This is a genomic window from Bradyrhizobium sp. U87765 SZCCT0048, from assembly GCF_018131225.1.
Classification (GTDB): domain Bacteria; phylum Pseudomonadota; class Alphaproteobacteria; order Rhizobiales; family Xanthobacteraceae; genus Bradyrhizobium_A.
Genome location: NZ_JAFCMM010000007.1, coordinates 263031 through 287449, shown reverse-complemented (window position 1 = coordinate 287449; position 24419 = coordinate 263031). Strand labels below are relative to the sequence as shown.

Annotated in this window: 19 protein-coding genes and 1 tRNA gene; 6 read left to right on the top strand and 14 right to left on the bottom strand. The window is 66.2% G+C overall.

The features are described from left to right. Window positions 1-19: 19 nt before the first annotated feature. The 4 genes from rpoC to rplJ all read right to left on the bottom strand — a co-directional run bounded on the left by rpoC (window position 20) and on the right by rplJ (window position 9887). Window positions 20-4228, bottom strand: coding sequence for a DNA-directed RNA polymerase subunit beta' (rpoC, locus tag JQ639_RS33775; RefSeq protein WP_211964661.1), 4209 nt, complete (start codon window positions 4226-4228; stop codon window positions 20-22). Window positions 4229-4378: 150 nt separating this feature from the next. Then, entirely contained in the window at window positions 4379-8497 is a 4119-nt protein-coding gene (rpoB, locus tag JQ639_RS33770; RefSeq protein WP_211964660.1) for a DNA-directed RNA polymerase subunit beta, read from the bottom strand. 437 nt (window positions 8498-8934) lie between these two features. Next, the gene (gene rplL / locus JQ639_RS33765; protein WP_211964659.1) at window positions 8935-9315 is read right to left on the bottom strand and encodes a 50S ribosomal protein L7/L12; all 381 of its coding nucleotides are present in this window, start codon (window positions 9313-9315) and stop codon (window positions 8935-8937) included. A gap of 53 nt (window positions 9316-9368) precedes the next feature. Continuing rightward, complete coding sequence (gene rplJ, locus JQ639_RS33760; protein WP_211964658.1) at window positions 9369-9887, bottom strand: 50S ribosomal protein L10; 519 nt, start codon at window positions 9885-9887, stop codon at window positions 9369-9371. Window positions 9888-10647: 760 nt separating this feature from the next. Here rplJ and JQ639_RS33755 point away from each other — a divergent pair. Genes JQ639_RS33755 through sigJ form a run of 3 tightly spaced genes read left to right on the top strand, consistent with a single transcriptional unit; the run spans window position 10648 to window position 12461 of the window. Next, complete coding sequence (locus tag JQ639_RS33755) at window positions 10648-11070, top strand: hypothetical protein (protein WP_211964657.1); 423 nt, start codon at window positions 10648-10650, stop codon at window positions 11068-11070. Then, window positions 11018-11575 carry a hypothetical protein gene (locus JQ639_RS33750; protein ID WP_211964655.1) on the top strand — a complete coding sequence of 186 codons (558 nt, stop codon included), beginning with the start codon at window positions 11018-11020 and terminating at the stop codon, window positions 11573-11575. Before JQ639_RS33755 ends, JQ639_RS33750 begins: the two co-directional genes overlap by 53 nt. Then, a complete protein-coding gene (sigJ, locus tag JQ639_RS33745) occupies window positions 11565-12461 on the top strand; it encodes an RNA polymerase sigma factor SigJ (RefSeq protein WP_211964653.1) in 897 nt (298 codons plus the stop codon). Before JQ639_RS33750 ends, sigJ begins: the two co-directional genes overlap by 11 nt. A 15-nt stretch (window positions 12462-12476) precedes the next feature. Here the strand turns inward: sigJ and JQ639_RS33740 are convergent, their stop codons facing one another. Then, on the bottom strand, window positions 12477-13256 hold the full coding sequence (locus JQ639_RS33740; RefSeq protein WP_211964651.1) for an SDR family NAD(P)-dependent oxidoreductase: 780 nt from the start codon (window positions 13254-13256) through the stop codon (window positions 12477-12479). Between the two features lie 128 nt (window positions 13257-13384). On the opposite strand from JQ639_RS33740, the gene JQ639_RS33735 reads away from it, so the two are divergent. Further along, window positions 13385-13831 carry a winged helix-turn-helix transcriptional regulator gene (locus JQ639_RS33735; protein WP_211964645.1) on the top strand — a complete coding sequence of 149 codons (447 nt, stop codon included), beginning with the start codon at window positions 13385-13387 and terminating at the stop codon, window positions 13829-13831. Between the two features lie 16 nt (window positions 13832-13847). On the opposite strand, the gene JQ639_RS33730 is transcribed toward JQ639_RS33735, so the two are convergent. The 7 genes from JQ639_RS33730 to JQ639_RS33700 all read right to left on the bottom strand — a co-directional run bounded on the left by JQ639_RS33730 (window position 13848) and on the right by JQ639_RS33700 (window position 17745). Further along, window positions 13848-14798: an NAD(P)-dependent oxidoreductase gene (locus JQ639_RS33730; protein ID WP_211964643.1), complete on the bottom strand. Its 951-nt coding sequence runs from the start codon at window positions 14796-14798 to the stop codon at window positions 13848-13850. A gap of 111 nt (window positions 14799-14909) precedes the next feature. After that, window positions 14910-15599, bottom strand: coding sequence for a 50S ribosomal protein L1 (rplA, locus tag JQ639_RS33725; RefSeq protein WP_211964636.1), 690 nt, complete (start codon window positions 15597-15599; stop codon window positions 14910-14912). 6 nt (window positions 15600-15605) lie between these two features. Further along, window positions 15606-16034 (bottom strand): 50S ribosomal protein L11, encoded by a 429-nt coding sequence (gene rplK, locus JQ639_RS33720; protein WP_211964632.1) that lies wholly within the window; start codon window positions 16032-16034, stop codon window positions 15606-15608. 160 nt (window positions 16035-16194) lie between these two features. Then, entirely contained in the window at window positions 16195-16725 is a 531-nt protein-coding gene (nusG, locus tag JQ639_RS33715) for a transcription termination/antitermination protein NusG (protein ID WP_211964630.1), read from the bottom strand. A 20-nt stretch (window positions 16726-16745) separates the two neighbouring features. Then, window positions 16746-16940 carry a preprotein translocase subunit SecE gene (gene secE / locus JQ639_RS33710; RefSeq protein ID WP_211964628.1) on the bottom strand — a complete coding sequence of 65 codons (195 nt, stop codon included), beginning with the start codon at window positions 16938-16940 and terminating at the stop codon, window positions 16746-16748. Window positions 16941-17274: 334 nt separating this feature from the next. Beyond that, window positions 17275-17350 (bottom strand) — tRNA-Trp (locus tag JQ639_RS33705). A gap of 104 nt (window positions 17351-17454) precedes the next feature. Beyond that, the gene (locus JQ639_RS33700; protein WP_211964625.1) at window positions 17455-17745 is read right to left on the bottom strand and encodes an antibiotic biosynthesis monooxygenase family protein; all 291 of its coding nucleotides are present in this window, start codon (window positions 17743-17745) and stop codon (window positions 17455-17457) included. A gap of 130 nt (window positions 17746-17875) precedes the next feature. Between JQ639_RS33700 and JQ639_RS33695 the strand changes: the two genes are divergently transcribed. Together JQ639_RS33695 and JQ639_RS33690 are read left to right on the top strand one after the other, a co-directional pair. Beyond that, complete coding sequence (locus JQ639_RS33695; RefSeq protein ID WP_249122893.1) at window positions 17876-19594, top strand: sensor histidine kinase; 1719 nt, start codon at window positions 17876-17878, stop codon at window positions 19592-19594. 101 nt (window positions 19595-19695) lie between these two features. Continuing rightward, the gene (locus JQ639_RS33690; RefSeq protein ID WP_211964621.1) at window positions 19696-21657 is read left to right on the top strand and encodes a methyl-accepting chemotaxis protein; all 1962 of its coding nucleotides are present in this window, start codon (window positions 19696-19698) and stop codon (window positions 21655-21657) included. A gap of 366 nt (window positions 21658-22023) precedes the next feature. Here JQ639_RS33690 and JQ639_RS33685 read toward each other — a convergent pair whose 3' ends face one another. Then, window positions 22024-22974, bottom strand: a complete 951-nt coding sequence (locus JQ639_RS33685) for a purine-nucleoside phosphorylase (RefSeq protein WP_249122892.1) — start codon at window positions 22972-22974, stop codon at window positions 22024-22026. 243 nt (window positions 22975-23217) lie between these two features. After that, window positions 23218-24408 carry an elongation factor Tu gene (gene tuf, locus JQ639_RS33680; protein WP_211964617.1) on the bottom strand — a complete coding sequence of 397 codons (1191 nt, stop codon included), beginning with the start codon at window positions 24406-24408 and terminating at the stop codon, window positions 23218-23220. Window positions 24409-24419: the final 11 nt, after the last annotated feature.

The window sequence follows — 24419 nt, the reverse complement described above, 5'->3', positions numbered from 1 at the left end:
CTGAGCTGTATCTTCCTTGTCACTCCGCCGGGGGCAGAGCGACCGGCTCGGGCTCGGGCGCCGACGGCACGATGGCCGCCTCCGCCTGCTTCTCCCGCTCGTCCTGGATGAGGCGGTCGCGCTTGCTGGCGACCTCGCGGATCCGGGACATGGAGGCGCCGGTGCCGGCCGGAATGAGACGGCCGACGATGACGTTCTCCTTGAGGCCTTCCAGCGGGTCCACCTTGCCGTTGACGGCGGCTTCGGTGAGCACGCGGGTGGTCTCCTGGAACGACGCCGCCGAGAAGAACGACCGCGTCTGCAGGCTCGCCTTGGTGATACCGAGGAGCACCGGGGTACCGGTGGCGGGCTTCTTGCCCTCCTCGATCATCTTGTCGTTGACCTGATCGAACTCGATCTTGTCGACCTGCTCGCCCGAGATCAGATCGGTGTCGCCCTGCTCGGTGACCTCGATCTTCTGCAGCATCTGACGGACAATCACCTCGATGTGCTTGTCGTTGATGAGCACGCCCTGGAGCCGATAGACCTCCTGGATTTCGTTGACCAGATAGGCAGCGAGTTCCTCGATGCCCTTGATCGCCAGAATGTCGTGCGGCGCCGGATTGCCTTCGACGATGAAATCGCCCTTTTCGACGATGTCGCCGTCCTGCAGGTGGATGTGCTTGCCCTTCGGGATCAGGTACTCGCGCGGCTCCTCGGTCTTGTCGAGCGGCTCGATCGAGATGCGGCGCTTGTTCTTGTAGTCACGCCCGAAGCGGATGGTGCCGGCGACCTCGGCGATGATCGCCGCATCCTTCGGACGCCGTGCCTCGAACAGCTCGGCCACGCGCGGCAGACCGCCCGTGATGTCGCGGGTCTTGGCGCTTTCGGTGGAGATACGGGCGATCACGTCGCCGGCCTTCACGTGAGCGCCGACGTCGACCGACAGAATCGCGTCGACCGCCAGCATGTAGCGCGCATCGCCGCCACGCGGCAGCTTGAGCACCTTGCCGTCCTTGCCCTTGACCACGATCGCCGGACGCAGGTCCGCACCACGGCCCGACGAACGCCAGTCGATGACCACGCGCTTGGCGATACCGGTGGATTCGTCGAGCGTTTCCGAGATCGACTGGCCTTCGACCAGATCCTCGAAACCGATCGTGCCCTCGACCTCGGTCAGAATGGGACGGGTATAGGGGTCCCACTCCGCGATACGCTGGCCGCGCTTGATCATATCGCCCTCGTCGACGCGCATGCGCGCGCCGTACTGGATACGATGGGTCGCACGCTCGGTGCCGTCGGTATCGACCACCGCCACCACCATGTTGCGGACCATCGCGACCGTCACGCCTTCGGTGTTGGTCGCGATCGCCTTGTTCTTGATGACGATCTTGCCGTCGAAGTTGGATTCGATGAACGACTGCTCGTTGATCTGCGCCGCGCCACCGATGTGGAACGTACGCATGGTCAGCTGCGTGCCGGGCTCACCGATCGACTGCGCCGCGATGACGCCGACCGCTTCACCATGGTTGACCGGGGTGCCGCGGGCGAGATCGCGCCCGTAGCACTTGCCGCAGATGCCGTTGACCAGCTCGCACGTCAGTGCCGAGCGGATCTTGACCTCCTGGATGCCAGCCTGGGTGATGGCGTCGACGTGGCTCTCTTCCATCAGCACGCCGCGCTTGACCACGACGTTGCCGGTCGCGGGATCACGCAGGTCCTCGCCCGCGGTGCGGCCGAGGATGCGCGACGCCAGCGATGCGACGACGGTGCCGGCATCGATGATGGCGCGCATCTTGATGCCCTGCGACGTGCCGCAGTCATCAGCGGTGATGATGCAATCCTGCGCGACGTCGACGAGACGACGGGTCAGGTAACCCGAGTTCGCGGTCTTCAAGGCGGTGTCGGCCAGACCCTTGCGGGCGCCGTGAGTGGAGTTGAAGTACTCCATCACCGACAGGCCTTCCTTGAAGTTCGAGATGATCGGCGTTTCGATGATCTCGCCCGACGGCTTGGCCATGAGGCCGCGCATGCCCGCCAGCTGACGCATCTGCGCCGGCGAACCACGAGCGCCCGAGTGGGCCATCATGTAGATCGAGTTGACCTGCGCGGCCTCCCCGGTCTTCGGGTTCTTCTTCACCGAGGAGATTTCCTTCATCATCTCTTCGGCGATCTTTTCGGTGGCCTTCGACCAGGCGTCGACGACCTTGTTGTACTTCTCACCCTGGGTGATCAGACCGTCGTTGTACTGCTGCTCGAATTCCTTGGCCATCGAGCGGGTGTCGTCGACGATCTTCCACTTGCCGTGCGGCACGACCATGTCGTCCTTGCCGAACGAGATGCCCGCCTTGAAGGCGTTGTAGAAGCCGAGCGCCATGATGCGGTCGCAGAAGATCACCGTCTCCTTCTGACCGCAGTGACGGTACACCTGGTCGATGACGCCGGAGATCTCGCGCTTGGTCATCAGCTTGTTGATGACCTCGTACTGCATCTTCGGCGACTTCGGCAGCACCTGGCCGAGCATGACGCGGCCGGGCGTGGTCTCGATCCAGCGCTTGTTCGGACGGCCTTCCTCGTCGACGCCCTCCCACCGGTACTTGATCTTGGTGTGGAGGTGGATGACCTTCGAGAACAGCGCGTGCTCGAGCTCCGACATGGTGCCGAACGACTTGCCTTCGCCGGGCAGGCCTTCACGCAGGATCGACAGGTAGTAGAGGCCGAGCACGATATCCTGCGACGGCACGATGATCGGCTGACCGTTGGCCGGGTGCAGGATGTTGTTGGTCGACATCATCAGGACGCGCGCTTCCAGCTGCGCTTCGAGCGACAGCGGAACGTGCACGGCCATCTGGTCGCCGTCGAAGTCGGCGTTGAACGCGGCGCAGACCAGCGGATGCAGCTGGATCGCCTTGCCCTCGATCAGCACGGGCTCGAACGCCTGAATGCCGAGCCGGTGCAGCGTCGGCGCGCGGTTCAGCAGCACCGGATGCTCGCGAATGACCTCGTCGAGGATGTCCCAGACCTCGGGACGCTCCTTCTCGACGAGCTTCTTCGCCTGCTTCACGGTGGTGGACAGGCCCTTGGCGTCGAGCCGCGAGTAGATGAACGGCTTGAACAGCTCAAGCGCCATCTTCTTGGGCAGGCCGCACTGGTGCAGGCGCAGTTCCGGACCGACGACGATGACCGAGCGGCCGGAGTAGTCGACGCGCTTGCCGAGCAGGTTCTGACGGAAGCGGCCCTGCTTGCCCTTGAGCATGTCGGCCAGCGACTTCAGCGGACGCTTGTTGGCGCCGGTGATGACGCGACCGCGGCGGCCGTTGTCGAACAGCGCGTCGACGGCCTCCTGCAGCATGCGCTTTTCGTTGCGGATGATGATGTCCGGCGCGCGCAGCTCCATCAGCCGCTTGAGGCGGTTGTTGCGGTTGATGACGCGACGGTACAGGTCGTTGAGATCCGACGTCGCGAAGCGGCCGCCATCGAGCGGCACCAGCGGACGCAGGTCCGGCGGGATCACCGGCACGACCGTGAGGATCATCCACTCCGGACGGTTGCTGGAGAAGCGGAACGCCTCCACGATCTTCAGGCGCTTGGCGAGCTTCTTGTGCTTGATGTCGGAGTCGGTCTCCGCCATCTCCGCACGCAGCTGGCCCTCGAGCTTCTCGAGATCGAGGCCCTTGAGCAGCTCGCGGATCGCCTCGGCGCCGATCATCGCGGTGAACGAGTCCTGGCCGTACTCGTCCTGGGCACGCAGGTACTCTTCCTCGGACAGCAACTGCCGGTCCTTGAGCGCGGTCAGACCCGGCTCGAGCACGACGTAGTACTCGAAGTACAGGATGCGCTCGAGGTCCTTCAGCGTCATGTCGAGCAGAAGGCCGATGCGGCTCGGCAGCGACTTCAGGAACCAGATGTGGGCGACGGGCGCGGCCAGCTCGATGTGGCCCATGCGCTCGCGACGGACGCGCGACAGCGTCACCTCGACCGAGCACTTCTCGCAGATGATGCCCTTGTACTTCATGCGCTTGTACTTGCCGCACAAGCACTCGTAGTCCTTGATCGGTCCGAAGATGCGCGCGCAGAACAGGCCGTCACGCTCGGGCTTGAACGTACGGTAGTTGATCGTCTCCGGCTTCTTGATCTCGCCGTAGGACCACGAGAGAATCTTTTCCGGCGACGCGATCGAGATGCGGATCTGGTCGAAGACCTGAGCCGGCGTCGTCGGATTGAAGAGGTTCATAATCTCTTGGTTCATCGTCTTCTCCTCGACCGTCGGGCCGCAGCCGCCGTCAGGTCGTTTTCCGAATGTCGCTTCTCACCCCGCTGAAGGGGAGACCGGAGCGAGGCCGGCGTGCCGCGGCCCCGGTCCGGGAATCCCTCCCGCGTGCGGGAGGGACGCAATGGATTACTCGGCGGCCTCGGCCGGCGGCGTCGATCCCAGCTTGGAGTTGTGCAGGTCGACGTTGAGGCCGAGCGAGCGCATTTCCTTGACCAGCACGTTGAACGATTCCGGAATACCGGCCTCGAACGTGTCGTCGCCGCGCACGATCGCCTCGTACACCTTGGTGCGGCCCGCGACGTCGTCCGACTTCACGGTCAGCATTTCCTGCAGCGTGTAGGCGGCACCGTACGCTTCGAGCGCCCAGACCTCCATTTCGCCGAAGCGCTGGCCGCCGAACTGCGCCTTGCCGCCCAGCGGCTGCTGGGTAACGAGCGAGTACGGGCCGATCGAACGGGCGTGGATCTTGTCGTCGACGAGATGGTGCAGCTTGAGCATGTAGATGTAACCCACCGTCACCTTGCGATCGAACGGATCGCCGGTGCGGCCGTCATACACCGTCGACTGACCCGAGCCGTCGACGCCCGCGAGCGTCAGCATCTCTTCGATGTCGGTCTCCTTGGCGCCGTCGAACACCGGGGTCGCGATCGGCACGCCGCGGCTCAGGTTGTGGCCGAGCTCCACCAGTTCGCCCTCGCCGAGCGACTTGATGGTCTCGTCCTCGCCGTACACCTTCTTCAGCATCTCGCGCAGCGGCTTGCTGTCCTGCTTGCTGTAGTAGGCGTCCACCGTCTGCGCGATGCGCCGGCCGAGGCCCGCGCAGGCCCAGCCAAGGTGGGTCTCGAGGATCTGGCCGACGTTCATGCGGCTCGGCACGCCGAGCGGGTTCAGCACGATGTCCGCGTGAGTGCCGTCCTCGAGGAACGGCATGTCCTCGATCGGAACGATCTTGGAGACGACGCCCTTGTTGCCGTGACGGCCGGCCATCTTGTCGCCGGGCTGGATCTTGCGCTTCACCGCGACGAAGACCTTGACCATCTTCATCACGCCCGGCGGCAGCTCGTCGCCGCGCTGCAGCTTCTCGACCTTGTCGAGGAAGCGCTGTTCGAGGCCCTTCTTCGACTCGTCGTACTGCTTCCGCATGGCCTCGATTTCGGCCATCAGCTTGTCGTTCGACGTCGCGAACAGCCACCACTGCGAGCGCGGATACTCTTCCAGCACCGCCTTGGTAATGCGGGTGTCCTTCTTGAAGCCCTTCGGACCCGCGAGACCGTCGCGGTTGTTGAGAAGCTCGGCAAGACGGCCGTAGACGTTGCGGTCGAGGATCGCCTGCTCGTCGTCGCGGTCCTTGGCGAGACGCTCGATCTCCTCGCGCTCGATCGCCAGCGCACGCTCGTCCTTGTCGACGCCGTGGCGGTTGAACACGCGGACCTCGACGATGGTGCCCTGCACGCCCGGCGGCACCCGCAGCGAGGTGTCGCGAACGTCGGAGGCCTTCTCGCCGAAGATGGCGCGCAGCAGCTTCTCTTCCGGCGTCATCGGGCTCTCGCCCTTCGGCGTGATCTTGCCGACGAGGATGTCGCCGGCGCGCACTTCCGCGCCGATGTAGACGATGCCGGCTTCGTCGAGGTTCTTCAGCGCTTCTTCCGAAACGTTCGGAATGTCGCGGGTGATTTCCTCGGGGCCGAGCTTGGTGTCACGGGCCATCACCTCGAACTCTTCGATGTGGATGGACGTGAACACGTCTTCCTTGACGATCCGCTCGGACAGCAGGATCGAGTCCTCGAAGTTGTAGCCGTTCCACGGCATGAACGCGACGAGGACGTTGCGGCCGAGCGCCAGCTCGCCGAGATCGGTCGACGGACCGTCGGCGATGATGTCGCCCTTCTTGACGACATCGCCGACCTTCACCAGCGGACGCTGGTTGATGCAGGTCGACTGGTTCGAGCGCTGGTACTTCATCAGGCGGTAGATATCGACGCCCGACTTGGTCGGATCGAGATCTTCCGTGGCACGGATGACGACGCGGGTGGCGTCGATCTGGTCGATCACGCCCGAGCGGCGCGCCGCGATCGCGGCGCCCGAGTCACGGGCGACGACGCCTTCCATGCCGGTGCCGACGAACGGCGCCTCGGCGCGAACCAGCGGCACCGCCTGGCGCTGCATGTTCGAGCCCATCAGCGCGCGGTTGGCGTCGTCGTTCTCCAGGAACGGGATCAGCGCCGCGGCCACAGACACCGTCTGCTTCGGCGACACGTCCATGTAGTCGACCTTGTCCGGCGTCACCTGCAGCACGTCGCCGGCGTGACGGGCGACGACGAGATCCTCGGTGAAGCGGCCCTTGGCGTCGAGCGGCACGTTGGCCTGCGCGACGTAGTGACGGCCCTCTTCCATCGCCGACAGGTAGACCACCTCGTCATTGACGCGGCCGTCCTTGACCTTGCGGTACGGGGTCTCGACGAAGCCGTACTTGTTGACGCGCGCGAACGTCGCCAGCGAGTTGATCAGACCGATGTTCGGGCCTTCCGGCGTCTCGATCGGGCAGATGCGGCCGTAGTGCGTCGGATGCACGTCGCGCACCTCGAAGCCGGCGCGCTCGCGGGTCAGACCGCCCGGGCCAAGCGCCGACAGGCGGCGCTTGTGGGTGATCTCCGACAGCGGGTTGGTCTGGTCCATGAACTGCGACAGCTGCGACGAGCCGAAGAACTCGCGCACCGCGGCCGCCGCCGGCTTGGCGTTGATGAGGTCCTGCGGCATCACGGTGTCGATGTCGACGGACGACATGCGCTCCTTGATGGCGCGCTCCATGCGCAGCAGGCCGATGCGGTACTGGTTCTCCATGAGCTCGCCGACCGAGCGCACACGGCGGTTGCCGAGGTGGTCGATGTCGTCGATCTCGCCCTTGCCGTCGCGCAGGTCGACCAGGGTCTTGATGACCGCGAGAATGTCTTCCTTGCGCAGCGTGCGATGGGTGTCGGGCGCGTCGAGTTCGAGGCGCATGTTCATCTTGACGCGACCGACCGCGGACAGGTCGTAGCGCTCGCTGTCGAAGAACAGCGACTGGAACATGTTCTGCGCTGAGTCCAGCGTCGGCGGCTCGCCCGGACGCATCACGCGGTAGATGTCGAACAGCGCGTCTTCACGCGTCATGTTCTTGTCGGCGGACAGCGTGTTGCGGATGTAGGGGCCGACGTTGACATGGTCGATGTCGAGGATCGGCAGCTCCTTGTAGCCGATCTCGTTCAGCACCTTCAGCGACTTCTCGGTGATCTCGTCGCCCGCTTCGGCATGGATTTCGCCGGTCTTCGGGTTGACGAGGTCCTCGGCGAGGAAGTTGCCGACGAGCTCCTCGTCGGACATGCGCAGCGCCTTGAGCCCCTTCTCCTGGAGCTGGCGGGCGGTACGGACGGTGAGCTTCTTGCCGGCCTCGAGCACGACCTTGCCGGTGTCGGCGTCGACCAGATCATTGATGGTCGTGTAGCCGCGGAAGCGCGCCGCGTCGAACGGCACGCGCCAGCCTTCCTTGGTGCGCTTGTAGAGGATCTTCTTGTAGAACGTCGACAGGATCTCTTCGCCGTCGAGCCCGAGCGCATACATCAGCGACGTCACCGGGATCTTGCGGCGACGGTCGATACGCGCGAACACGATGTCCTTGGCGTCGAACTCGATGTCGAGCCAGGAACCGCGATACGGGATGACGCGGGCGGCGAACAGCAGCTTGCCCGACGAATGGGTCTTGCCCTTGTCGTGGTCGAAGAACACGCCCGGCGAACGATGCATCTGCGAGACGATGACGCGCTCGGTGCCGTTGACGATGAAGGTGCCGTTCATGGTCATGAGCGGAATGTCGCCCATGTAGACATCCTGCTCCTTGATGTCCTTGACCGAACGCGCGCCGGTTTCCTCGTCGATATCGAACACGATCAGGCGCAGCGTCACCTTGAGCGGGGCCGCGAAGGTCATGCCGCGCTGGCGGCACTCGTCGACGTCATACTTCGGCGCCTCGAACTCGTAGCGCACGAATTCGAGCATCGAGGTGTTGGAGAAGTCGGAGATCGGGAAGACCGACTTGAAGACCGCCTGAAGGCCCTCATCCGGCCGGCCGCCCGCGGGCTCCTCGACCATCAGGAACTGGTCGTAGGACGCCTTCTGAACCTCGATGAGGTTCGGCATCTCCGCGACTTCCTTGATCTGACCGAAAAACTTGCGAACGCGTTTGCGACCGGTGAACGTTTGCTGCGCCATCGTGGCCTCTCATTTCGCCGCCTGCCGGGTGGCGGCCCTTCCAGTGCGCGACTGGCATCGCGCGCCGGGTTGAAAATCAAGTTGCGTACCGGAGCATGAACAACCTGGATTCCAAGATTCCAGGCCCACACTCCCTGCATCCCGACGCCCGATCCCAGAAACCGGACCCCTGAACGCAAAACGACGTGCCGAGCGCAGCCACGCTCAGCCCGTCCAAATCCTGCCGTTACGGACTACAAAAGCCCGAAATCGCTCGTCTCCCGCCGTCCAACGCCGAAATCTAACCGATTCCCCGGGCGGACCGCATTTTCGTGCCTCCGCCCCTATATGGGCGGCCTTTGCGCCAGTTCCAGACCCCGCCCGAAACCGCCGCGATCGCCTTCAGATACGTAAGATACGCAGGCCGGTTCCAGATGGAACCGGCCCACGCCACTCGATTACTTGAGCTCGACCTTGGCGCCAGCCTTCTCGAGCTGAGCCTTGATCTTCTCGGCCTCGTCCTTGGCAACGCCCTCCTTGAGGGGCTTCGGCGCGCCTTCGACGAGATCCTTGGCTTCCTTGAGGCCCAGGCCGGTGATGGCGCGGACTTCCTTGATGACCTCGATCTTCTTGTCGCCAGCCGAAGCGAGAACGACCGTGAACTCGGTCTTCTCTTCCGCGGCAGCGGCAGCGCCGCCACCAGCGCCCGGAGCAGCAGCCACCGCGACGGCGGCAGCGGCCGAAACGCCCCACTTCTCTTCGAGGAGCTTCGCGAGCTCGGCAGCCTCGAGCACGGTCAGGCTCGACAGGTCGTCAACAATCTTCTGCAGATCAGCCATTGTGTAGTTCCTTCAGCGTATCAGTTCGAACCAGGTTGAATTTGCGAAGGGCGTCAAGCCGCTTCGCCCTTTGAGGCGTAAGCCTGAACCACGCGCGCGACCTTGGCCGCGGGAGCGTTGGTGAGCTGGGCGATCTTGGTCGCCGGCGCCACGAGGAGGCCGACGAGCTTGCCGCGCAGTTCGTCCAGCGACGGCAGCGAGGCAAGCGCCTTCACACCGTCGGGATTCAGGACAGTGGTCCCCATCGAACCGCCGAGAATGACGAACTTCTCGTTCGCCTTGGCGAATTCGACGGCAACCTTTGGCGCCGCGATCGGATCGCTGGAAGTAGCGATCACGGTCGGCCCCTTGAGCAGGGAACCGATGGACACGACGTCAGTGCCTTCAAGAGCAATTTTGGCGAGACGGTTCTTCGAGACCTTCACCGACGCGCCCGCCTGCTTCATCTGCGTACGCAGCTTCTGCATCTGGGCGACGGTCAGGCCGGAATAGTGAGCAACGACCGCAACGCCCGTGGCCTTGAAGACCCCGTTCAGCGCTTCGACCGCCTCTTTCTTTGCCGCTCGTTCCACAGCAAGCTCTCTCCGGTTGGCGGTCTTCGCACAAGGCTAGACCGCCGGGTTGCACCCGCCGCCCCGCCTTCGATCCCGTCTCGAGCCATCCGATTACTCGGGCCAACTCAATTCCTGGACACGTCCGGCAGGACGACATTCTAGAAGCCTGCCCTCCTGCTCCGCGCACCAGCCAAGCCGGCTCCCGGACCAGGGTGTCGAGGTTCGAACCGATACGCTGCGCACCGCAGGAAGCGGCCACATGCAAAATTTCGGTCTTCACCCGTCTATGCAGGACATTAAGTCGGCCATTGACCGAGACGGTCGGCAGCCGGCACCTGCAGTCTTGGACAGGAACTCAGCCACCCCTCGCGGGGCGACCCGCGCGAAATCCAAGAACATCAAGCAGTTGTGGGCTTCCCTTCCATCTTTGAGCGATCCATGCGGACGTTCAGAGAGGAATGGTCTCCTAACAGCTCGGGTTTTCGGAAAGCGCGCACGGACGCGCCAGCAAAGGCCAGCACGCCCGGAAAGCGCTCTTTAACGAGTCTTTTCCGATTTGCCAAGGCCTATCCGGGTCGTGTTGCCCAGAATTTGCATAGGGGTCGCCCCGCCTCGCGGCGGGCTCCCGACATGACGGCGACCGCAGCAGCCAGCCAGCGAGCTGGCCAAGGCGGTCATCCTACTCCCGCCGCCCGACTTTGCCAGCCCTGCCCCGACAAATTTGAGCCGCGGTGGTCACACCCGGGGGCCCTGCCACGTCTTGGCCACAGGAGCCCCCATGAGACGACTGATCCTTGCCGTCACCGGCGCATCGAACCTGCTCAACGGCGTGGTCATGCTGACCGCCAGCGCGCGCTGGTACGCGCTCATTCCCGGTGTCATCGAGACCGGCCCCTCTAACGGCCATTTCGTTCAGGACATCGGGATCGCGTTCGCGGTGGCCGGCGCGGCACTGGTGGCAACCGCATGGCGCCCGGCCTTGTGGCCGGCGGGCCTCGCCGGCGCCGGCTTCGTCGCCGGCCACGCCCTGCTGCATCTCGCCGGCCTCGCGGCCGGCCACGCCCACCATGCCGCCTTCGATCTCGCAGCCATCATCATCCCGGCGACCCTCGCCCTCGCGGCCGCCATCCCCGCCAAGGAGAACCACCATGCTCAAGGCCCTCGCCCGCCGGATGCTGCGTCGCTATCGCGCCCGCTATGACTACGACACCTCCTATCTCGAACTGATGCTGGACGAGGCGCCATCGGCCTTCTTCAAGTTCGCGCTGGTGATGGGCGCCGCCCAGCATCGCCGGGTGGCGCCGCCGCAGGCGTATTTCGCCGCCAAGCTCGTCGGCGCCATGGCCGAGGACTGCGGTCCCTGCACGCAGCTCGTCGTGGACATGGCGCGCGAGGCCGGCATGCCGGACCACCAGATCGAGGCCGTACTCACCGCCGACGCGATCGCGATGACGGCGGACACCGTGCTGGGCTATCGTTTCGCCCGCGCGGTCGTCACGCGCAGTCCCGACGACGGCGACATCCGCGAGGCCGTCCGCGCACGATGGGGAGAGAGCGGCGTGATCGAGCTGACACTGGCGCTGCAGTTCGGGCGAATCTTCCCGATGATCAAGGCCGGGCTCGGCCATGGCGCCGCCTGCCGGCGCGTCAGCGTCGCCGGACATCCCGTCGACGTCGTTAACACCACCGTGCCGCATGCGGCCTGAGACCGATCCGCTCGCACCGCATCGCAGCCGGCTGCTCGGCCTCGCCTACCGCATGCTGGGCAGCCGCAGCGATGCCGAGGACGTGGTGCAGGACGCCTATCTGCGCTTCGCCGGCGCACGCGGCGACGTCGACAACACGCAAGCCTATCTCGTCACCATCGTCACGCGGCTGTGCCTCGACCGCCTGCGCAGCGCGCAGGCGCGGCGCGAGGTCTATGTCGGGCCCTGGCTGCCGGAGCCGGTGTTCGACGCCGAAGCGCTGTCGCCGGCCCCCGACAGCACCAGCGAGCTCGCCGACGATCTGTCGTTCGCCCTGCTGCTGGCGCTCGACCGCCTGTCGCCGGCGGAGCGCGCCGCGTTCCTGCTGCACGACATCTTCGAGACGCCGTTTCCGGAGATCGCCCGCATCCTGGCGCGCAGCGAGGAGAGCTGCCGCAAACTCGCGAGCCGCGCCCGCCAAGCCATCCGCCACGACGCGCCGCCGCCGCAGGCCGCATCGGAGGATCATGCGCGGCTGCTGACCGCATTCCTGACAGCCACCGCGACGGGCGACCTGACCGCGCTCACCGCGCTGCTGCGCGCCGACGCCATCGCCCTGACCGATGGCGGCGGGAGCAAGCGCGCCGCGCTGCGGCCAATTCATGGCGCCGACCGCGTCGCCCGCTTCTTCGTCGGCCTTGCCGTCAAGCTCGCCGCGAGCGGCGACGATGTGCGGTTCGCACCCGCGAGCGTCAACGGCAAGACCGGCGTGCTCGTGTATCTCAACGGCACGCTCGATCTCGTCATCAGCTGCGCCATCGACGGCGAGCGCATCGCCGCGCTCTATGCGGTGCGCAACCCGGACAAGCTGCGCAGCGCGCCCCAGCGGGCCTCGCCTGGCCGTTGAGCCTGGCCTAGAAGCCTAGCCTCGGAACATCGGCGCGCCCATGCGGGCGCCGATCGTGCCGCCGTCGACGAAGATCTCGGTGGCGTTGACGTTGGAGGCGTCGTCGGACGCGAGGAACAGCACGGTCTTCGCCACCTCTTCCGCCTCGCCGATGCGGCCGAGCGGGCTCGTCTGCGAGATGCGCTGCTCGAACGCCTTGAAGGCCTCGGCGGTCGGCGCCGTCCGGTTCCAGATCGGCGTCCGGGTCGCGCCCGGTGCGACGACATTGACGCGGATGCCGCGCGGCGCCAGCTCGGCGGCAAGCACCCGCGACATCCCGGTGACGCCGGCCTTGGTCGCCGCATAGGCGGCATAGCCGGGCATGCCGAGCGCGGTATGCACCGAGCCGTTGAGAATGACCGAGCCGTGGTCGGCAAGATGCGGCGCCGCAGCCTGCACCGTGAAGAACACCGCGGTGAGATTGGTGCGGACGACATCCTCGAACGCCTCCCGCGTGGTGCCGCCGAGCGGTGTCGCGCCGGCGATGCCGGCATTGGCAAACAGCGCATGGACCGGGCCGAATTCCTTCACGGTGGCCGCGACCGCGCGCGCCAGCGCCGCCTCGTCGGTGGTATCGGCAGGGATTGCCAGCAGCCGCTCGCCGAGTTCGGCACGCGCCGCATCGAGGGTGTCCTGCTTGCGGCCGGTGATCGCCACCCGCGCGCCCTCGGCGATAAACAGGCGGGCCGTCGCCAGACCGATGCCGCTGTTGCCGCCCGTGATCAACGCCGTCTTGTTCGCCAGTCTGCCGGCCATGGCCCGCTCCTTCGTGCTGGAGTCAAGGTTTCATCATGAAACCTATCGATTGCGTTATAGCCCCGAAGGTTTTATGATGCAACCTTAGAAATCGAGCCGAGCCACGGCGCTCGGCGGAGACCGGCCCCATGGTGAAACGAACCAGTTTCGAGACGGCGGAGTGCCCGATCGCCCGCTCGCTGGACGTGATCGGCGACGGCTGGTCGCTGCTGATCATCCGCGACGCCCTCGCCGGCAAGCGGCGTTTCAGCGAATTTCAGAAAAGCCTCGGCACCGCCAAGAACATCCTCGCGGCGCGGCTGCGCACCCTGGTGGCGCAGGGCATTTTCGAGCTCAAGGCGGCGGCCGACGGCGGCCCGCACCAGGAATACGTGCTGACCGACAAGGGCAAGGACCTGTTTCCGGTGATGGTGGCGCTGCGGCAGTGGGCCGACGTCCATCTGTTCAGGCCGGGGGAGATCTTCACCCAGCTGGTCGACCGCAAGAACGGCCGCCCGCTGCAGCCGCTCGAGCTGCGCGCCGACGACGGCCGCGTGCTGCAGCGTCAGGACATCGCGATGGTGCGCAGCGACTGATCAGCCGCGCGCGGAATCAGCCGGAGACGGGATAGGGCAGCGGCTCGCCGGCGAAGAACGCGCCGAGATTGGCGATGACGCAGTCCTGCATCGCGACGTGCGACTGGCTGGTGTGACCGCCGATATGCGGCGTCAGCACCACGTTCGGCAATGCGGTCAGCGCATCGGGCGCGTGCGGCTCGGTCGCGTAGACGTCGAGCCCGGCACTGGCGATGGTGCGCTCCTGCAGCGCCGTGACAAGCGCGGCCTGATCGACCACCGATCCTCGCGCGATGTTGATGAGGGTGCCGTTCGGCCCGAGCCGCTTGAGCACAGCGGCATCGACCGCACGATCGTTATCCGGCCCGGCGCGCACGGCGACGATGAGGATGTCGCACCATTCCGCCAGATCGGCGAGCTCGGCGTGATAGGCATAGGGCACGTCGTGGCGGCTGCGGCTGTGATAGGCAACCTCGGTTTCGAACGCGGCCGCCCGCGCCGCCACCCGCCGGCCGATCTCGCCCATGCCGTAGACACCGACGCGCGCGCCGGTGAGCCCGCGCGGCGGCGCCAGCATCGGCGCCGGCGTCGCGTTCGCCCAGCCGCCGCTGCGCACATACTGATCCGCAGCCACGACATTGCGCGCCGCCGCCAGCATCAGCGCGATGGCGAGATCGGCGACCGCCGCCGCATTGGCTGCGGGGCTGTTGCCGACCACGATGTTGCGCGCGGCCGCCGCCGAAAAATCGATTCCGTCATAACCGGTGCCATAGCAGACGATGGCGCCGAGCTGCGGCAGGCTGGCCATCACATCGGCGCCGAGCGGCTGGCCGCCGGCGACAATCAGCGCACGCACCTGCGCGAGCTCAGCCGCCGTGAACACCTCGTGCGGCGGCTTGCCCGCCGCATCGATCAGGTCGAAGCGCTCGCCGATGCGCGTCATCAGCTTCTTGGGGAAACGCGAATAGATCAGGACCGGACCGGGCATGGCGAACCTCGCAACGACGACGACGGTTCAAGAGAACCACGACAGTTGAAAAGAAAAAGGGCGGGACAGGTTTACCCTGTCCCGCCCTCAAACATGATCATCAGCCGCAGCTCAGAACAGGCTGCCCGGCTCGACCTTCACGCCCGGGCCCATGGTCGAGGACACCGCAACGCGCTGGATGTAGGTGCCCTTGGCACCCGCCGGCTTCGCCTTGGCAACCGCGTCCGCGAGGGCCTTGACGTTCTCGACGAGCTTGTCGGCAGTGAACGAGGCCTTGCCGATGCCGGCCTGCACGATGCCGGCCTTCTCGACGCGGAACTCGACCGAGCCGCCCTTCGCACCCTTGACGGCGCCGGTGACGTCCATGGTCACGGTGCCGATCTTCGGATTCGGCATCATGCCGCGCGGGCCCAGCACCTTACCGAGACGGCCGACCAGCGGCATCATGTCCGGAGTGGCGATGCAGCGATCGAAGTCGATGTTGCCCGCCTGGACCTTCTCGACCAGGTCTTCCGCACCGACGACGTCGGCGCCGGCCGCCTTGGCTTCCTCGGCCTTCGCACCACGGGCGAACACGCCGACGCGCAGGGTGCGGCCGGTGCCGTTCGGCAGGGTGACGACGCCGCGGACCATCTGGTCGGCGTGGCGCGGATCGACGCCGAGGTTCAGCGCGACCTCGATGGTCTCGTCGAACTTGGAGGTGGCGCGATCCTTCACCATCTTGATCGCGTCAGCGATCGTGTAGAGCTTGGTGCGATCGATGCCTTCGCGGGACTTCGTCAAACGCTTTCCAATGGCCATGACTGATTACCCCGCCACTTCCAGACCCATCGAACGGGCAGAGCCCTCGACCATCTTCATGGCCGATTCGATGGTGTCGCAATTGAGATCCTTCATCTTCTTCTCGGCGATCTCGCGCACCTGCGCCTTGGTCACCGAACCGGCCTTGTCACGGCCCGGCGCCTTCGAGCCGGACTGGATCTTGGCCGCCTGCTTGAGGAAGTAGGACATCGGCGGCGTGCGCATCTCGAAGGTGAAAGAACGATCCGCATAGATGGTGATGACCACCGGGATCGGAGTGTTCTTTTCTTCCTTCTGCGTCTGCGCGTTGAACGCCTTGCAGAATTCCATGATGTTGAGACCGCGCTGACCAAGCGCGGGGCCGATCGGAGGCGACGGGTTCGCCGCACCGGCCGGCACCTGAAGCTTCAGGTATCCGGTCACTTTCTTTGCCATGGTTCACTCCTAAAAGGATCCGGACCATCCGGATCTTCTTCGGACCGTGGTTCGGTCATGCACGCCGACTGGCAATCGGCGGCCGCCTCCCACGGCATTCACGGAAAACGGCAAACCGCCGCCTCCGCCGCCCGCCGTCCGAAGACGGCGGAACTCACGGTCAGACCTTTTCGACCTGACCGAATTCCAGTTCGACCGGGGTCGCGCGGCCGAAGATCGACACCGCGACCTTGACGCGCGAACGCGCCTCGTCGATTTCCTCGACCACACCGGAGAACGAGGCGAACGGGCCATCGGCCACGCGCACGTTCTCGCCGATCTCGAACGACACCGACGACTTCGGCCGCTCCACGCCTTCCTGCACCTGGTGCATGATGCGCATCGCCTCGGATTCCGAGATCGGCATCGGCTTGTTTTCGGCGCCGAGGAAGCCCGTCACCTTCGGGGTGTTCTTGATGAGATGGAACGCCTCGTCGGTGAGGTTCATCTTCACCAGCACGTAGCCCGGGAAGAACTTGCGCTCGGTATCGATCTTGCGGCCGCGGCGCACCTCGGTAACCTTTTCGGTCGGCACGAGGATCTGGTCGAACAGCTCCTCGAGGCCCCGCTGCTTGGCCTGCTCGCGAATCGATTCGGCGACCTTCTTTTCGAAGTTCGAATAGGCGTGAACGATGTACCAGCGCATGCTCATGAGAAACCGATCCGCTTGCGTCAGGCCTGAATGCCGAGAATGAACGTCACGAGAATGCGGATCAGCTGATCCGCGGTGAAAAAGAAAACCGAGGACACGGCGACCATCACGAACACCATGATGGTGGTGATCACGGTCTCGCGGCGAGTCGGCCACGTGACCTTGGCGGTCTCGCTCCGCACTTCCTGGAGAAACTTGCCGGGGTTGAACGCCATCTGTCTCGGTCCGTATCCATCCTCGGGTCCGTCCTCCCGCGGCGCGGAAGATCCGGACAAGCCCCATCGCGCGCCCAACCTCTTTCAAGGATGGGGCCGCGGCAGACAGGCCCTATTTGGGAAAATCAAAGCCGCCTCGGAAGTCCGTCGAACGGGCCGATGGCAGGTAGCGCTTCCTACTTCGGACCGCGCAAGGCGTCAAGGTGGCAACCGTGCCGCGATGCACCGCCCAAGGCCCGCAGCCAGAGCCGTTCAGGGATATCTTACCCAGCGATTTCAGCGGCTTGGAAGATTTTGATCATCTGAGAGGAGAAGCGGAGCTGCGCGGCAACCCTGGCAGGAGTGGTAGGGCTCGAACCTACGACCCCCGGTTTTGGAGACCGGTGCTCTACCAATTGAGCTACACTCCTACTGGGCGCCTCTATAGCGAAGCCTTGGCCGCTCGTCACGCCCCCTGACAGAAGTTTTGCCGGCAAATTTCACAGCCGCGTCATCTGGTCCACCCATCCTGCCCTCAAAGGGGCTGGCCATAGTGCTCGACCACCGGAAATGGCTCGTAGAAGTGATGCAGCAGGTCCCGCCAGGCCTGGTAGCGCGCGGACTGCCGGAACCCGACCGTGTGGGCTTCGACGCTGTCCCACCATACCAGCAGCAGATAGCGGCCTTCGGTCTCCAGACACGGCCGGACCTCGATGCGCTGGAAGCCTGGCGTTGCGGCAATCAGTGGCCTTGCCTGCCCCATGGCCGCCTCGAACGCCGCGATCTGACCCGATTTGACGTTCAGGATGGCGGCTTCGAGAATCATGGAGGCCTCATTTTTGGGGAACCAGCCGGCGCGCGCCGCATCGTCCAGCGACGATGGATCGCATCTGCGCCGGCCAATGAAAGTGCACCGGACGGGCGTTGTGCACGAGAGGGGTTGGGGGACACAAGGATTGCGTTCATTCGGATTCATCCGCCGGCTGTCGCTGACCCATCGGCTGTTGGCGCTGACGCTGGTCGCCTCCGTGCCCGGCCTGCTCGCGCTCTCCTACAATGCGTTCGACCTGCGCAAGGCGCGCTACGCCGAAGTCCATGACGAGGCTCTGCGCAACACCCTGTTCGCGGTCTCCGAGCTCGACCAGATCTTCGCCGGCATCAAGGGCGTTCTTCATGCGGTGGCTCAGGCCGCCGAGATTCGCGAGGCCGGTCCCGAGGCGTGCTCGCGCTACGTCAGGCAGGTGCGCCAGGGGCTGGAGGCACTGACCTCGATCCTGATCGTCAATCCCAACGGCTCGGTGCGCTGCTTCAGCGAGGCGCCCTCCTCGGCCGCCAATCTCGCCGATCGGGTTTATTTTCAGGACGTGCTGCGCAAACGCGCGTTCTCGGTCGGCACCTACACCACGAGCCGCGTCTCCGGCCGCCCCCTCGTGCCGGTGGCGCTGCCGCTGGTCGAGGGCGAGAGCGTCACCGGCGTGGTCATGGCCGGCCTCAACCTGCAATGGCTCGGCCGCCAGCTCAACGAGCGCGGCGTGGCGCGCGGTAGCGCCATCACCATCGCCGACCGCGACGGCATCATCATCGCGCGCGAGCCCGCGCCCGATACCTATATCGGCACCCGGATCAAGCCGACGGGCATCGGCTATGTCACCGCGCCAGCCGCGGGCTCGGCCGAGATCGAGAGCCCCGACGGCACGACGCGGATCGCCGGTTACGTGCCCGCGGCGCTGACGCCGTTCGGCCTCTACGTCTCGACCGGCATCTCGCGCGACGAGGTGCTGCGCCCGATCGACGAAGCGACGCGGCGCAGCCTGCTGGTGTTCTCCCTCGGCAGCCTGGTCGCGCTGGTGCTGGCATGGCTGGTGGGCGAAGGCATCATCCGCCAGCCGCTGATGAAGGTGGTCGCGACCGCCGAGGCCTGGCGCCGCGGCCACGACATGGCGCGCACCGGCATCATCGACCGCGGCGACGAGATCGGCCTGCTCGGCCAGACCTTCGACCGCCTGATGGACGAGAGCCAGCAGCGCGAGAGCGAGCGCGAGACCGCGGAAGCGCGCCGCGAGATCCTGGTCCACGAGCTCGCCCACCGCGTCAAGAACACCCTCGCCACGGTGCAGTCGATCGCCTCGCTGAGCTTCCGCCACAGCCAGGGCCCCGACGCGCTGCGCGGCTTCCAGGACCGCCTGCAGGCGCTGGTGCGCAGCCACGACCTGCTGACCCAGCGCAACTGGGAGCACGCTGACATCACCGACATCATGAAGGTCGCGCTCGCGCCGCTGCGCGAGGACAAGGGCCACCGCTTCGCCCTGTCAGGGCCGGCAGTCGACCTGCCGCCGACCAGCGCGGTCCCGGTCGCCATGATCGTCCACGAACTGTGCACCAACGCCATGAAGTACGGCGCGCTGTCGAACGACCGCGGCACCGTCGCGCTGCACTGGACGGCCGCGCCGGACGAGCGCGGCACCGCCGTCAGCATGACATGGAGCGAGGCCGGCGGCCCGCCGGTCGAGCGGCCGCAGCAGGAAGGGTTCGGCAGCCGCCTGATCGCCAACCTGACGCGCCAGATGCATGGCGGCGTCGAGGTGCGCTACCCGCCCTCCGGCCTTGTCTGCCATCTCAAGTTCGTCACGCCGAAGGCGGAGCCCCGGACGGTCGCCGAGACCGCGGCCGGCTGAGCCGGCGCCCGGCGGCAGTATCGTTAATCAGGTATTGACGCCCACTCCATAACGTTACCGGGGGGAAACCATCCTCGGGGTCACGTTTGCTGGGGTCGTCTATGCCAAAATTCACGTCTGTCGCAGCCCGTATCATGGTCGCCATCTCGCTGGTGGCCGCCGGGTCCTGCGTGGTGCTCGCCGCGTTCGGCCTGTGGCGCCAGCAGACCACCGTCGAGGTCGCGCTGGAGCGCGAACTGCGCGCCGACTATGCCAACCTGATCGCGGCACTCGATGCCCAGACGCGCTCGGCGCTCGCCGTCAGCCATGCCCTCGCCACCATGCCCGAAGTCAAGGCCGCGGTACGCTCCGGTGACCGCCCGGCGACCATCGCGCTGCTGAAGGATGCGCTGGCGCGGATCAAGCCGCTTGGACTCGAGCTGATCACCATCCAGATTCCGCCCGGCATCGCCTTCGCCCGCGTCCACATGCCCGACACCTTCGGCGACGACGTCACCAAGCGCCGCAAGATGATCGTCGAGGCCTTCACCACCCGCCGCGCGGTCGGCGGTGTCGAGGCCGGGCGCGAGGTGCTCAACGTGTTCGGCACCACGCCGCTGATGGACGGCGACACCGTGCTCGGGGTCGTCGACATCGGCGTGCCGTTCGGCCAGACCTACGTCAACACCATGAAGGAGCGCTTCGGCGTCGAGGTCGCGATTCACCAGATCGACGGCGACGGCGCCCGCACGCTGGCCTCGACCACCCGCTCGCCGACCCCGTCGGCGGCGACGCTGAAGCGCGCGCTCGGCGGCGAGATGGTGTTCGCCACCGGCGAGCAGGACGGCCACCCGACCGAGACCACCTATGGCGCGCTCAAGAACTACTCGGGCGAGCCGGTCGCCGTGGTCGAGATCGTGCGCGACACCACCGCCTTCGCCGACCTCGCCACCCGTTCGGAGATGTGGATGGCCGGCGGCACCGCCGCCGCGGTGCTAGTCGCCGCGCTGATCGCCGCGTGGCTCGGCCGCGGCCTCGCGCGCCCGATCCAGGCGCTGCAGAGCGCGATGGGCCGCATCACCGCCGGCGACCATGCGCTGCAGGTGCCGGGCGCGCAGCGCCGCGACGAGATCGGCGCCATGGCCAAGGCCGTCGAGGTGTTCAAGGACAGCCTGATCGAGACCGGCCGCCTGCGCCAGGCCCAGGAGGAGCAGCGAGCCACCACCGAACAGGAGCGCCGCGCGACGCTGCACGCCCTCGCATCGCGGTTCGAGAGCGGTGTCGGCGGCGTCGTCAACGCCGTCGGCTCCGCGGCGGCGGGGCTCAAGGCGACCGCGACGTCGATGGCGAGCACCGCCGAGGAAGCTACGCGCCAGTCGAGCACCGTGGCGCTCGCCTCCGAGGAAGCGACGCAGAACGCCCAGGCCGTCGCCGCCGCGATCGAGCAGCTCAATGCCTCGATCAACGAGATCGCCCAGCAGGTCAACGAGTCGGCCAACGTCGCCAGCGCGGCGGCCACCCAGGCCAATGCGACCAATGCCGAGGTGCGCGGCCTCGCCGACGCCGCCCAGAAGATCGGCGACGTCGTGCGGCTGATCAGCGAGATCGCCGAGCAGACAAATCTGCTGGCGCTCAACGCCACCATCGAGGCCGCGCGCGCCGGCGAAGCGGGACGCGGCTTCGCCGTGGTTGCCGCCGAGGTCAAGGCGCTGGCGAGCCAGACCGCCAAGGCGACCGAGGAAATCTCGACCCAGGTCGAGGCGATCCAGGGCGCGACGCAGGCGTCGGTCGGCGCCATCGAGGCGATCACCCGCACCATCGGCCGCGTCAACGAGATCGCCGGCGCAATCGCCTCGGCTGTCGAAGAACAGGGCGCGGCGACGCGCGAAATCGCCCACAACGTCGCCGAGGCTGCGCGCTCGACCGGCGAGGTTTCGTCGAACATTCTCGGCGTCGACGAGGCTGCCCGCGAGACCGGCGTCGCCGCCGGCAAGGTGGTGGAGGCCGCCTCCGAGCTGTCGCACAACGGCGACACCCTCAAGGACGAGGTCGGCCGTTTCCTGCGTGACGTGCGCGCGGCCTGAAGCCTGACGACGCGCGGCGGATCATCCGCCGCGTCCTACTTCGGGAGCGAACCGTCTCCCCCGCTCCTGCGACTGCGCGGTTCCAGCGCGCAGTCGCGGTTGAGCCCGCTCCCGGGCGCATTCTCGAATACGCAGCGCGTCGGCGGATTGCCGCAGACCTTGTCGAGCTCACGAAATCCGACGCAGTGCCCGTCCGGCGCCCGATAGCCAGGGCCGCCCTTGCAGCCACAGCCGCTGCACGGCGGACGGTCGGGACATGCCGCGAACGCCGGCGCGGCACCCAGCAACATCTCCACAGCCAGCATGAGCACTGTCACGGCACGCATCGTCATGAGACGAAGGTTCGGCCGCGACGGCACCATCGGGTCAGCGCGCCGGCACGCCGCCGCTCCATTGCGGCCAGTCGGCGACGATGTGGTCGACCACCGTCGATCCCACCAGCGCGATGTTCTCGACCGTCTCGGCGAAACCGCCCGCGGTCTGGCCCGGCGCGGGATCGAGATGCTGCAGCGTGGTCTCGTTGGGGTTGCCCTGGTCGAAGTTGACCGCGCCGCGCAGCGCCATCACGCGATCGGTGCCGTGCTGGCGCGCGATCACCTGGGTGATGGCGGTGCCTTCCATCTCGGTGATGGTGTAGTCGTCGGCGCCGTAGAGCCTGGCGATGGATTGCGCTTCGGCCGACAGGCCGGGGCCGTGGAAGAACGTATCGCCGGTCATGTGGGTGCCGGTGGCGATCGACGGCGCCTGGCGTGCTGCGGTCTGCGGATAGCGCAGGCGATAGGCCTTCGCCGCGTCGGAATCCTTCAGCGCGACACCGGCGCTGAGCCGCAGCGCCCAGTCCACCAGCGTACGGTTGAGATGATAGACGCGGATGCTCTCATACCCCTTGCGCGGCATGAACAGCGGCTCGCCCGCCTTGACCTCGCCGGCGGCCCAGCGATGGCCGAGGTCGTAGTCGACGAGCCAGGTCGCCCACACCACCTCGGCGATGGTGCCGCGTGACGGCGGCACGCCGCCGACGCCCGAGAGAATGTAGTACGCCTGCGAGAAGTCGAGCTGCGGATCGAGCAGGATCGCCTGCATCGACGACGACGATGCCACCTTGCCCATGCCGAGCACCGCGCCGCAGACGCCGTCGGCGTTGCAGTAGACGGGATTGAGCGCGCCGCGCACAGCGATCGGCGTGCTGGCGCGCCAGTAGCGCTCGTACCAGTGCTGAAACTCGCCAGCGCGGTCGCCGATGTTGTTGCCGATCTCGAACATCGCCGCGATGAACACCTTGACCTTGACCGGTGGTCTTGCGGCGTCATCGGCCATGGCCGGCACAGCCATGAGCGCGGCAGCGGCAATCAGGGCATGGATGACGTGAGCGCGGAGCGAGCGTCGGGACATGGACGGACCGGAGGGTTGCGATGTGACAACGGGACGACAAACGAAAGTAGGCCCGATCGTCGGCCGGGGCGTCAAGCGCAGTGCGCGCCAAAAGAAAAGGCGCAGATGCAAGAACCGCATCTGCGCCTTGGCAATTTCAGGCAATGAGCGGCAAGAGCCGCTCAGGGCTTACTCGATGATCGAAGCGACGACGCCGGCGCCGACAGTACGGCCGCCTTCACGGATGGCGAAGCGCAGCTTCTCTTCCATCGCGATCGGCACGATCAGGTGCACTTCCATCGCGATGTTGTCGCCCGGCATCACCATCTCGGTGCCTTCCGGCAGGTGCACCACACCGGTCACGTCGGTAGTGCGGAAGTAGAACTGCGGACGGTAGTTGGTGAAGAACGGCGTGTGACGGCCACCCTCTTCCTTGGTCAGGATGTACGCCTCGGCCTTGAACTTGGTGTGCGGCTTCACGGAGCCCGGCTTGCACAGCACCTGGCCGCGCTCGACGTCCTCACGCTTGGTGCCGCGCAGCAGCGCGCCGATGTTGTCGCCAGCCTGGCCCTGGTCCAGCAGCTTGCGGAACATTTCGACGCCGGTCACCGTCGTCTTCTGCGTCGCCTTCAGACCGACGATCTCGATTTCCTCGCCGACCTTGACGATGCCGCGCTCGACACGGCCGGTCACCACGGTGCCGCGGCCCGAGATCGAGAACACGTCTTCAACCGGCATCAGGAACGGCTGGTCGACCGGACGCTCCGGCTGCGGGATGTAGGCGTCGACCGCCTTCATCAGCTCGAGGATCGCATCATGACCGAGCTTCTGGTCCGAGTTCTCGAGCGCGGCCAGCGCCGAACCCTTGACGATCGGAATGTCGTCGCCCGGGAAGTTGTACTTCGACAGCAGCTCACGAACTTCCATCTCGACGAGTTCGAGCAGCTCAGGATCGTCGACCATGTCGCACTTGTTCAGGAACACGACGATCGCCGGAACGCCGACCTGACGCGCCAGCAGGATGTGCTCGCGGGTCTGCGGCATCGGGCCGTCCGCCGCCGACACAACCAGGATCGCGCCGTCCATCTGCGCAGCACCCGTGATCATGTTCTTGACGTAGTCGGCGTGCCCAGGGCAGTCGACGTGCGCGTAGTGCCGGTTCGGCGTCTCGTACTCGACGTGCGCCGTCGAAATCGTGATGCCGCGCGCCTTCTCTTCCGGCGCCTTGTCGATCTGGTCGTACGCCGTGAACGTCGCACCGCCCGCTTCCGCCAGCACCTTCGTGATCGCCGCCGTCAGCGACGTCTTGCCGTGGTCAACGTGACCGATCGTGCCGATGTTGCAATGCGGCTTCGTACGTTCAAACTTCTCTTTGGCCATTCTTCGTCCAC